At 53.0% G+C, this 11,313-nt stretch carries 9 protein-coding genes and 1 other RNA gene; 1 reads left to right on the top strand and 9 read right to left on the bottom strand.

Features of this window, described 5'->3' with window-relative positions:
- Positions 1-162: 162 nt before the first annotated feature.
- The 7 genes from ligA to PXG97_RS20300 form a co-directional block, all read right to left on the bottom strand.
- Complete coding sequence (gene ligA, locus PXG97_RS20330) at positions 163-2,172, bottom strand: NAD-dependent DNA ligase LigA (RefSeq protein WP_276499681.1); 2,010 nt, start codon at positions 2,170-2,172, stop codon at positions 163-165.
- Positions 2,173-2,935: 763 nt separating this feature from the next.
- Positions 2,936-3,324: RNase P RNA component class A (rnpB, locus tag PXG97_RS20325), an RNA gene on the bottom strand.
- Positions 3,325-3,453: 129 nt separating this feature from the next.
- Entirely contained in the window at positions 3,454-4,404 is a 951-nt protein-coding gene (locus tag PXG97_RS20320; protein WP_276499680.1) for a Smr/MutS family protein, read from the bottom strand.
- Between the two features lie 54 nt (positions 4,405-4,458).
- The gene (locus PXG97_RS20315; protein ID WP_276499679.1) at positions 4,459-4,995 is read right to left on the bottom strand and encodes a DUF1572 family protein; all 537 of its coding nucleotides are present in this window, start codon (positions 4,993-4,995) and stop codon (positions 4,459-4,461) included.
- 99 nt (positions 4,996-5,094) lie between these two features.
- Positions 5,095-5,931, bottom strand: a complete 837-nt coding sequence (locus PXG97_RS20310) for a DUF2279 domain-containing protein (RefSeq protein ID WP_276499678.1) — start codon at positions 5,929-5,931, stop codon at positions 5,095-5,097.
- A gap of 813 nt (positions 5,932-6,744) precedes the next feature.
- Positions 6,745-7,728, bottom strand: coding sequence for a pyruvate dehydrogenase complex E1 component subunit beta (locus tag PXG97_RS20305; protein WP_276499677.1), 984 nt, complete (start codon positions 7,726-7,728; stop codon positions 6,745-6,747).
- Between the two features lie 86 nt (positions 7,729-7,814).
- Positions 7,815-9,596, bottom strand: a complete 1,782-nt coding sequence (locus tag PXG97_RS20300; protein WP_276499676.1) for a tetratricopeptide repeat protein — start codon at positions 9,594-9,596, stop codon at positions 7,815-7,817.
- A 156-nt stretch (positions 9,597-9,752) separates the two neighbouring features.
- Here PXG97_RS20300 and PXG97_RS20295 point away from each other — a divergent pair, with 156 nt between their 5' ends.
- Positions 9,753-9,971 carry a PspC domain-containing protein gene (locus tag PXG97_RS20295; protein ID WP_266053777.1) on the top strand — a complete coding sequence of 73 codons (219 nt, stop codon included), beginning with the start codon at positions 9,753-9,755 and terminating at the stop codon, positions 9,969-9,971.
- On the opposite strand, the gene PXG97_RS20290 is transcribed toward PXG97_RS20295, so the two are convergent.
- Together PXG97_RS20290 and PXG97_RS20285 are read right to left on the bottom strand one after the other, a co-directional pair.
- A complete protein-coding gene (locus PXG97_RS20290; protein ID WP_276499675.1) occupies positions 9,966-10,988 on the bottom strand; it encodes a glycosyltransferase family 2 protein in 1,023 nt (340 codons plus the stop codon). The genes PXG97_RS20295 and PXG97_RS20290 overlap by 6 nt on opposite strands.
- Positions 10,978-11,313 carry a YbaB/EbfC family nucleoid-associated protein gene (locus tag PXG97_RS20285; protein ID WP_276499674.1) on the bottom strand — a complete coding sequence of 112 codons (336 nt, stop codon included), beginning with the start codon at positions 11,311-11,313 and terminating at the stop codon, positions 10,978-10,980. The genes PXG97_RS20290 and PXG97_RS20285 overlap by 11 nt, the downstream gene beginning before the upstream one ends.

The raw sequence follows: 11,313 nt of genomic DNA, 5'->3' as shown, positions 1-11,313 counted from the left end.
TATTTTGTTTGTTTGTTGTTTGAGTTTGGGCGGCACTGTTCTACGGTGCCGCCTCTTACTTTTATGGGTAGGTTCTTGAGGAGGAAAAGAACGGCCTGTAAAACACAAAAGCGCTACCCACGATAGGTAGCGCTTTTGCATGTGTTCATTAGCTGCGTTGGCTTATTTGATCATGGCCAGGAATTCATCCTCGCTAAGCATTTTCACGCCGAGCTTCTCTGCCTTCTCCAGTTTGGAAGGGCCCATTTTATCGCCGGCCACCAGGTAAGAAAGCTTTTTAGAGATGGAGCTGACCACCTTGCCTCCATGGCTGATGATGAGCTGCTGCAATTCCTCGCGGCTTACGCTCTGGAATACGCCGGAGATCACGAAAGTCTGGCCCTCCAACTTATCGCTCTGTATATCCGGGGCGGTTTTCTCTGACTTGAATTTAAGGCCAGCCGCTTTCAGGCGCTCCACGAGCTCCACATGATCCGGGTCCTGGAAGTAGGCGATGATGGACTGCGCGATGCGGTCGCCTATTTCGTTAATGGCGATGAGCTCCTCGTAGGTGGCACCCCGCAACGCCTCCAGGTCAGGCAGCTCCTCTGCCAGCTTTCGGGCTACCGTGCTACCCACAAACCGGATACCCAGGGCAAACAACACCCGCTCATACGGCGTCTCCTTCGATTTCTCCAGGCTGTTAAATATGTTATTGGCAGATTTTTCGCCCATACGCTCCAGCGGTACCAGCTGTTCAAAGGTAATGTCGTACAAATCGGCCACGTTGCGCACATAGCCTGCCTTGTAAAGCTGCTCCAATGTTTTAGGACCAAGTTCGTCCACGTTCATCGCCTTGCGGGATATGAAGTGTTCCAGCTTGCCCAAGATCTGCGGCTCGCAGCCCTTCTCGTTCGGACAGTAGAAATTTACCTCGCCATCTGGGCGTACCAACTCTGTATCGCAGGCAGGGCAGTGGGTAGGGTAGAGGATAGGCTGACTGTCAGCGGGGCGTTTATCAAAGTCCACGCCCGTGATCTTAGGTATAATTTCACCGCCTTTCTCCACAAACACGCTATCGCCTATGCGCAGGTCCAGGCGCTGAATCTCATTGGCATTATGCACGGAGGCACGCTTCACCACGGTGCCGGCCAGCTGCACGGGCTCCAACAGGGCGACAGGCGTAACCGCGCCGGTGCGGCCTACCTGGTACTGCACGCCCAGGAGCCTGGTGGCTGCATTCTCCGCGGCATATTTATAAGCAATGGCCCAGCGTGGGCTCTTGGCAGTGTAGCCCAGTTCCTCCTGCAGCCCATAGCTGTTTACCTTCACCACCACGCCATCCGTAGCGATAGGAAGTTCGTGACGCCGTTTTTCCCATTCATTGATATAAGCCAGCACTTCCTCTATGCCTTGGCACTTGCGCCAGGTATCAGACACCTTAAAGCCCCACTTCTGAATTGCCTGCAGGCTTTCTGAGTGCGTGTCGAAGAGGCTTCTATCGGTATGGAAACTGTAGGAGAAGCACCCGAGCTTGCGGCTGGCCACGATGGAAGAATCCTGCTGCTTCAGGGTGCCAGAGGCGGCATTGCGGGGGTTGGCCAGTAGCTGCTCGCCGGCTTCCTCGCGTTCGGCATTCAGTTGCTCAAACACCTGCAGCGGCAAAAACACTTCGCCGCGTACCTCAAACAACTCCGGATAGCCCTCCCCATGCGCCTGCAAAGGCACATCCCGTATGGTGCGCACGTTGGCTGTGATGTTATCGCCGCGCGTGCCGTCGCCACGGGTAGCACCCTGCACAAACCTGCCATTCTCATAGGTTAGGCTAATAGCCACGCCGTCGAACTTCTGCTCGCATACGTACTCCACTTCGTCGCCCACGGCTTTGCGCACGCGCTTGTCGAACTCGCGCAGCTCCTCCTCCGAGTAAGTGTTACTAAGAGAGAGCATCGGCCACTTGTGGTATACAGTTTCAAAGTTCTTGGTGATGGTGCCGCCCACGCGCTGGGTAGGGGAATGCGAGAGCTTATACTCCGGGTACTGCTCCTCCAGTGCCTCCAGCCGCTTCAGCAACTGGTCGAACTCAAAGTCAGACACCTCCGAAATGCTATTCTGGTAATACTGGTAGTTCAGGTGATTTATCTTCTGCGTCAGCTCCTGTATTTCCAGGGCCGGGTCTTGTGTATGTGCCATGTCACGTGATTTATGCTTCCTGTAAAAATAGGAAAAAATGTCTGAATCAGGGTTTGCAGGATGAGGGGATGAGGAGGATTTTCGGCTGTGCCGGGTCTAACCACGCCTGCCCTTCAGCGCTACGCCCGCGACCTTCGAACTCTCGTTCTTGGTAGTTTAAGGCGGGGAGCTTAAAGTGGCTTTGGCTAAAGTGTAAACTTTATGGCAACTGCGGTAGCATCAGAAAGAAGTATAAACCCACCCCTAGCCCCTCCGAGGAGGGGAATTGCTCATGTTGTAGAAGATCCACTAATCCACGTTCTGCAATAATAGTCCAACCACCCCTGCCCTCCTTGTCCAAGGAGGGGAGCTCGGTTCAAGTCCTGTAAGCTCTGGCTATCGAACTAGAACCCAATCTTTGGGTGGGGGTAGGGGCCCTCGAAAAAGAGCGCCTTCTAGATTTCCGGTGCCGAAGGCATTGCGACAGCAAAGGAAATGTAGACAGCGCGATGCCCAAAGACGAGCCCTCTCGGGCTAGAGAGCACCAAAGCAAGAGGTGAAACAATTCAGGTTATAAGGCCAAGGATGAACGGCAGCTAGTAAGGATAGCTTAGGTCAAGCTACGGGATCCGAAAACTATAGAAGTTTGGCTCGATAAGCTCAAGGGATTACAAACCCAGACAATGTTAAGACACGAGTTGCAAAATTATCCCAGCGATAGGACACATTTCCTGGATGAAGGAAAGCACAAACGTACGTTTGGGCCAGAAAATCAAAACAAAACATCAACGGCAAGCCTATAAGCCGGGTTCTGTCGCTGAGTTTGCACCCAACGTCTTATCATTTATCTAGGCCTGCACTCACGCACAGGCTCCATCGACCTACCCACTGACATCGGACGAGCAGCCCTTAGCCTCGCCAAAGCGAGGCGCTGCCAGCCTATTTGGTCTTTCAACTCCTAAGGTTTACCCAGCCGGACTGGTCACCCAGCCGCTGGTGCGCTCTTACCGCACCTTTTCACCCTTACCAGCACAAGGCTGGCGGTAATTTTCTGTGGCACTGGCTGTATCTGTTTCGTCCCCAAAACAGACCCTTCCCGTTAGGAAGTAGGATGCTCTGCGTTGCCCGGACTTTCCTCTCCCCCAAAGGGGCAGCGATAAGACGGCTTACCGTTGATACTTTGTTTCTGTGCAAAGATAACATAAAACCCGAAACGGAGGTTCGGGAGAGTTAGAGAGTTGAGGAGTTAGGGAGTGGAAAAACTCAGCACTCTCTAACGCTTAAACTTTCCAACTCCTATACTTACTTCAGTCTCACCAGCGTGGCGCCGTAGCCGAATTTCTCTTTACGGGCGTCCTCAAAATACTTTATGCCGGGCGTACGGCTTAGGATTTTTTGAAGCTCCTTGCGCAGCACCCCATTGCCGGCCCCGTGGATGAACACGATCTCGTGCATGTTGGAGGCCATGGCTCTATCCAAGGCATCCTGAAAACGCTCCAGTTGGGTTTTGATGATGGCACTGTTGCTCATGCTGCTGTGGTCATCCACCAGTTTCTCGATGTGGAGGTCTACCTCATGCTCAGGGGCGGTTAGCTTATAGTTTTCGCTTTTCTCCACAGCCTCTGCCAGCTGCTCCTTTATCTTGTCTGGGTTCACCGATACCGGCTTCTGGTCGAGCTGGAACAGGTACGCCTCCTTGTTGAGCACGGGGGCAGTGCGCTTGCTCTTGTAAAAGGAGCTGGCTTTAAACTGTACCCGCTTCACCACCGGTTCGAAAAGGGTAGGGCTGCCATTCCGGTGCTGAATAAACTGGATGAGCAGGTTCGGCCACTTCTCAAACTCCTTCAGGTGGTAATGCGTGATAACGCGGGTGCCTTTCGGGGCGAGCTTGTCATTCTGCAGACCACGGTAGTTCTTCTCGCGCTCCTCACCGCTGGTAAACAGCACGTCGTAGTCTGAGTTGTTTACCATGGTCACCGCCAGCAGCTCATCCGACTGATGCACCAGCGCCAGGTATACTCCCTGTGCCGCCAGCACAGGGGCAACAGGCTCTTTTCGTTTTGTTGGCTGCGGCGCCTCTTCCTGGCGCATGTACTTTTGCTCTTCGGCGGCAATCACCACCACTTCGCGCTTGGCTACAGGAATGGTAAAGTCGTTGTCTATGGCTACTTCTACCAGGTTATTGTCCAGGATGCGCGTAATAATGCCTTCCTCTCGGCCCGACATCAGGCGCACACGGTCTCCTACATTCATATGTATACTTTTTCTAAGTGTCTGTACTTGTTTTATACTTTAACACAGCCGGTCCTATTTACCCATACCGGCTTGTCTTCCCTTTTCAACATTAAATTCAGCAGATTTTCCCTTTGGTATCGATAGGGATTGCCAATCCTGCTTTCGTAACAATTTGCCAATATACACGATCTGGCCCACATGGTACGGGTAATGTGCCAGCTGCCTATTGATGGCATCGAGCACGGAGTGGCTCTCGTGGCGTATGAATATTTCCCTGTCTAAGTCTTTGTCCGTGATGGAGTGAAGGGCATCTAACAAACAACGCCAGCCTTCGTGCCATTTCTGCATCAGCTCCTCTTTGCTTTTGATCTCTTTTTCAAACTCAGCATCGCGGTTGCGCCAGTCTTTCTCCCCGTCGGTGGTCAGGAAGTCGGTCCACCTGGAGAGCATGTTGCCCCACAGGTGCTGCACAAGTATGGCGATGCTGTTGCTCTCCTCGTCCGGTTGCCAGAACAGCTGCGCTTCGGTAAGCTGATCAAACGTTTTCTCTTCCAGTGTTTTATAGTACTCAAAGCGTTTTATGGCGGAAGCTAAATAGGAGGTTTTCATAGTTCGTTCGGAGGTATAAATATTTATGGTTAGCCAGGTTGCAGCTTGGTCATGGGCTGCTATAAGGTGCTACGTAAAAATATACGGCTTCATATCAACTTAGAAGTATAGGGGGTGTATTTTTAAGCCAACCTTGCGGTTATACTCCAATGCAGGGGCCGGAACCTTAATGATGCTGAGAACATAGAGGGCGGTATTCCATACTTTGTTCTTGCCCTTAAAGTGCATCAGGTTGAGGTCAGGGCTCAGGTAAAACTGCCGGTACGCATCCAGGCCAGCCGCAGCATTTGCCTCCGGGTCGTTGTACACCATTTCCTGCGCGCCGTAACCCACGGCAATGTTCAGCCACCTGGGATATCTGCTCTCCGCTTTCAAAAACGCGCCAACATCCACCGAAAGCCAATAGGTGTGTCCGTTATAGTCTTTTAAGGCCTGTTCACTTATGGTGCTGCCTAACACATTGGGGCGCATCGCAGCATAGCGGGTGGTGTGGAAGGAGTACTTTGGCATGATGCGCACTTCCTGCCAGGCCAGTTCCTGCGCGGTTACGGCGACAGACCCTGCCGTGTTTGCCATTAGGTCGTCCACCGAGGCCCCATAATCGGCCTGATACCCGTCGAAAATCTCGATTGGGGTCTGGAGCAGAATGCCGGTGAGGCCTCCGTAAAGCACTGCCTTTTTCTCTGGCATGCCTGCCCACCGCAGCATGTCTATCCCGGCGCGGCTCTGATGAAAGGCGCTCCAGAAATGCCCTGCCTTGTCTAGCTGCTTCCACTCATGGTTATCGTTAAACCAATGAAAGCTTGTACGCTCCTCTTTGTACCAGGCTTTGTTAAGCGAGACAAGTAAAGCAGAATAGCCTACGCTAAAGGTAGAACCTAGCACAAGCAAGCGCTTTTTGTGGATGGTTGTGGTGTCGGGGTGTGCCTGTGCCATGGTTGCTTTGGGCAGGCATAGCAGCAGGGGCAGGAGGTAAAGGATGATTCGGTGGCGCATTAGAGCAAAGATAGAGGAATTTCTTTTTCTGCCTCGTGTACTAACGGTCCTGCTGTGTGTTGTCGCTATTGTTATCGGTTACTGGATATTATACTTTATGGGGCTCATCTTTTTGGAGTTGGCGTAGTTTAAGTTGTTTTATACTTTCTTGCTTAGCCACTGCTTCCTTCTGCTTGAAGTAAGCTGTCCTTGCTAGCTACAGCAGATCCTCCAGCCCCACCCACCTACAGTTGCATTTCATACTTTGGCTCGCTCAAGCCCGCAAGGGCTCGTCCTGGGGGTAGGGGCCCTCGATAAGGGCATCGCGCTGTGTTCCCTTTGCTACCCTTCGGTCGCAATGCCCTTGGCGGGCACCGGAAAAACTCGCATAGGCGCTCAACCCAAGGACTGGGTTCTAGTTAGATAGCCAGAGCTTACAGAGCTACAGCCAAGTTCCTCATGGAAGGGAGCAGGGGAATAACAGTCGCCGGCCGGGTAATTTTCCTCCTGGGAGGGGTTGGAGTGGGCTTATACTTTTAGGGTCAGCTCTTATGAAGCTTGTACTTTAGCCAAAGTAACAGCAGGCTTCCCTCCTTGGACTACCAAGAACGCGAGTTCGAAGGTAGCGAGCGTAGCTCTGAGGGGTAGGGGTGGCTGGGATCCTGGCTGCCGAAAATCCGACACATCCCCTCATCAATCCTGACTCTGACAGGGAATAAAAAAAGCGGCGAAGCTGATGTAGCTTCGCCGCCCTAATATTTAAAGCATTGTTGCTTAGGCTTTCTTATACATGACGGCTTTTACGGCCTCAATGGTACGCTCTACGTTTGGCAGAGATGCCTCAATCAGGGTAGGGGCGTACGGAAGCGGCACGTCGCGGCAAGTAACGCGCTTCACTGGTGCATCCATGTAATCAAAGGCGTTGCTCTGGATGTGGTAAGCCAGCTCCGCAGAGATGGAAGCCAATGGCCAGGCCTCTTCCACGACAACCATGCGGTTTGTCTTCTTCACAGACTCGATCAGTGTTTTATAGTCGATCGGGCGAACGGTGCGCAAGTCGATTACCTCAGCGTTGATGCCGTCTTTTGCTAGCTCTTCGGCAGCAGCCAGGGCTACTTTCATCATCTTGCCGAAAGAAACGATGGTCACGTCAGAGCCTTCACGCTTCACGTCGGCCACACCGATTGGGATCAGGTACTCTTCCTCTGGTACCTCGCCTTTGTCGCCGTACATCTGCTCAGACTCCATGAAGATCACCGGGTCATTATCGCGGATGGCTGACTTCAGCAGGCCCTTGGCGTCGTATGGGTTAGAAGGTACTACCACTTTAAGCCCTGGGGTGTTGGCATACCAGTTCTCGAAGTTCTGCGAGTGCTGCGAAGACAGCATACCGGCACTACCGGTAGGACCACGGAATACCATAGGGGCACCATACTGGCCACCTGACATAGACATCAGCTTGGCAGCAGAGTTAATCACCTGGTCGATGGCAACCAGCGAGAAGTTAAAAGTCATGAACTCGATGATAGGGCGCAGGCCGTTCATGGCGGCACCTACACCGATACCGGCAAAGCCAAGCTCGGCAATGGGGGTATCGATCACACGCTCCGGACCAAACTCGTCCAGCATGCCTTGGCTAACTTTGTAAGCTCCGTTGTACTCGGCAACTTCTTCGCCCATCAGAAACACGCTCTTGTCGCGGCGCATCTCCTCAGACATCGCTTCGCGCAGGGCTTCTCTAAACTGTATACTTCGCATATAAGATGTTTAATTCTCGGTTCAGCAGGTAAAATTAAGAGAACTCTATCAATTTACAATGTGCTCACGCGTTTTTGCACAGGTTCTTATCGAATCAGGGCGTCTTTGTATGCCTGCTTATCGCGGTAAGTGGCAAATTCCATGTCGTTTATCGCCTTTTGGGTAAAGCTTTTGTCTGCCCTGACAGCGCGGCGGAGGCCCTGCTCCAGCATTTCCTCGTTCTGGGTTCGGGCGCCGATGATGGCCAGGCTGTAGTAGGCCAGCGCGTCGTCCGGCTTCTGCTCCAGCGCCTTCAGGTAAAACTCCTCGGCTCCCTCGTAGTTCTCCTTTAGCAGGTAGCTCAGGCCCAGGTTCATGTTGGTCTGGTAGCTGTCGCCGGCGTAGCGCAGGCTGCCGATGGCCTCGTCGTACCTGCCTGTCTCAATCTCCAGGGCCGCCTTATCGGCAAAAACAGCCTGCAGCATTTCCTCATCACCGCCTAACCTGGCGGCATAGGTGTAGTTCTCCAGGGCCTGCTCATACTTACCCAGCTGATGGTAGGCGCTGGCGAGGCTGTAGTATACTTTGGCAGTAGGGTTGCGGTAGCCGGCGAAGGTGAGGTTATGGATGGCTTTTTCCAACAGCTCCTTTTTGGCGGCCGGACGGTAGTCTTTCTGGGCCATATCATAGTATACCACGCCCAGGTTATAGTAGGCCGGCCACTTATCGGTGGTCTTAACGGCTGCCTCATACAGTTTTCGCTTCTCGGCAAGTATAGGCGTGAGGGTGGCGGCATGCTGCAGCTCCTCTTCCGTCAGCACGTCGGCATCTACCTCTTCGTTTGCTACGCGCTGTGCCAGCAAGTATAGCTCGTAATCGGGGCGGCGGCTGCGGTTATAGTTAAATTCTACCTGGGCGGCCTGCAGGCTAGGGTATACATACTTTTGCAGGTAAGCATAAGCCTCTGTTTGCTGTAATGCCTGCAGCTTCTGCTGCTCGCTTTGCTCCCCCTGAAGGATAGCCAGCACCTGCTGTTTCTGCGCTTTTGGCAACGCCGTAGTTTCCAGTTTCTGCTGCAGCACCTCCACCAGGTTTTCCTGTACCTCGGTGGTAATGCTTACTTTTTTGCCGCTGTAGTCCAGGTTCTTTATTCTCTGGCGGTACTGCTGCTCCAGGGTTTGCGCTCGTTTTTGGGCTAGGTTGCTGTTTTTCTCGCCCGGGGCACGCATTCCCACTATTTTAATATGTTGGTCTGGCACGTTGTCCAACGCGTACTGGTCCAGCACTTTCAGCTTGTCTTCCGACAGGTCATCCAGTTTATGCTGGTTCTGCTCAAAATAAAATACCAGCTTTCCCGTGCTGTCAGCCTCCTCCAGGTACTTATCAGCTGTGAACGTGAAGTCGTTGTTGCGCACGAGCAGCAGCGGGGTAGTGTTGAGGCCGGTGGCTACCTGCTTTGTCTCGGTATAGGCAATATCGTTGTCTTTTTTATCGATGGCGCGGCCCTGCACCATCAGGCGGCCTGTGGATTTCTCGGGAGCGTAAGGGAAGGAAAGCTGCTTGGTGATGGTCGGTTTTCTATCCTCGTACACAAACTCACCGAACTCAAAATTGTAGGTGCCGATGTTCTCGCGCTTCTGATTACCATACTCGTAGAACACGTCTAGTTTGTACACTTCTTTCTCCCGAATCAGCTTCTCCGGAACCTGTGCTTTCATTTCAAAGTTTACGCTTTCGCCGTTGGTGGTCAGGGGCGAGGGCACAACAGTTACCTGTTGGTGCTTTTCGGCGGTTTTTACCATGCGCTGCAGGGTGCAGCCGGAGGTGCTTAGGCCGAGGCCAAGGGTGAGAAGTAGGAGAAGGTTCCGGTTATTTTTGTACTGTTGCATGTCCTGTTTTTTTCTTTTGCCGTAAAAGTAGGGTACACCACAAACCATATTTCCACGTTTAAGGTTATACTTAGTTTTAAGGTCATACCTACCGGGCATTGCTTAATTTGGATGTTTGGAGAACAAAGTATAATTTAGAATTTAAATAAGATGAAAATGAAACGGCTCCAATACTTTATCGAATCACAGGCTTTTGGGGTGTGCACGATGCTAGGGGAGAAGCTGGGCTTTGCCTCCAGCAGCATCCGCCTCACGTTCATCTATGTATCTTTCCTTACCATGGGCTCCCCGGTACTCATTTACCTGATGCTGGCCTTCTGGATGAATGTAAGCAAGCACCTCCGCCGCGAGCGCAGCACCGTTTGGGACCTATAGTTCCCGCACCGTCCGCTTCTGCCGAATAAAATACTGCCACACGATACTGCCTTTGTAAACGCCGCTCATGTAAGGGAAATTGCCTTTAGGCTGCTGCTCCTTCCGCCGCCGCCGCCAATAAGCATTGTTCCGAAGCAGGTCGGCATGGGCATCCAGCACCGCCCGCGCGTCTTTGGTCTGGCCGGCCAGCACCATCCTAAGGGCTGCCACCCAGTCCAGTAATATCCTGATCAGCATTGCCATCCCCAGTTCCTGCGAAGGACTATTCTTGAAAAGGAGCGCCAGGCCGTTACGGAAGTTGAGGTACGTTTTGCGCGGGTTTGACTTGTGCAGCGTGCCGCCGCCCACATGGTAGACCCGGCTGTGCCCGTTGTACATCACGCTGTAGCCCGCGTTCTTGGCGCGCCAGCAAAAGTCGATCTCCTCCATATGCGCAAAGAAGGCCGGCTCCAGGCCACCCAGCTGATGGTATACTTCGGCCCGCACAAACATACACGCCCCGGTAGCCCAGAACACCTCCTGTACATCGTCATACTGTCCATTATCCTCCTCCAGGGTCTCAAACAAGCGGCCGCGACAGAAGGGGTAGGCCAGGGCATCCAGCATGCCGCCACCGGCACCCGCATACTCAAATAAGCCGGGGTGTTGCTGTGCCAGGATCTTGGGCTGGCAAACGGCTATATTTTGATCCTGCTCCATCAGCGCGATGACAGGCTCCGTCCAGCCCGGGGGCACCTCCACATCGGAGTTAAGCAGGACGTAATACTTCGCCTCGACCTGTTGCAGCGCCTTGTTGTAGCCCTCGCAAAAGCCGAAGTTGTCTGACAGCAGGATGAGGCGCACCTGTGGGTAGTGCTGCTGCAAAAAAGCAATGGAACCATCGGTGGAGGCATTATCCGCCACAATGATCTCCGCAGTGCCGCTATTGGCCACCACCGATGGTAGGAACTTTTGTAAATGCTTCAGGCCATTCCAATTAAGTATTACAATGGCCGTGTGCGGCGGATTATAGTCCAAAGCTGCCTAGGTCTAAGCCGGGGATGTTTGGAAGAAGGCCGTCGGTGGATTTGCGCAACTCCTCCTGCGCGCGCTCATTGGCGGTGAGCATGGCGTTGTTTACAGCGGCTACTACTAAGTCGTTTACCATCTCTCGGTCGTCCGCATTCAGGATCGACTCGTCTATCTCTATCTTCAGGAGCTGGCGGTGGCCGTTTACGGTGGCCTTTACAAGGCCCGCCCCTGACTCAGCGGTCACGGTCACGTCTTTCAGTTTCTCCTGTGCTTCCTTCATTTTGGCCTGGGCTTCTTTGATCTTGCCCATCATGCCCATCATATCAAACAT

The organism is Pontibacter litorisediminis (assembly GCF_029360645.1).
Classification (GTDB): Bacteria; Bacteroidota; Bacteroidia; order Cytophagales; family Hymenobacteraceae; genus Pontibacter; species Pontibacter litorisediminis.
This window is presented reverse-complemented; position numbering and strand designations above follow the sequence as displayed.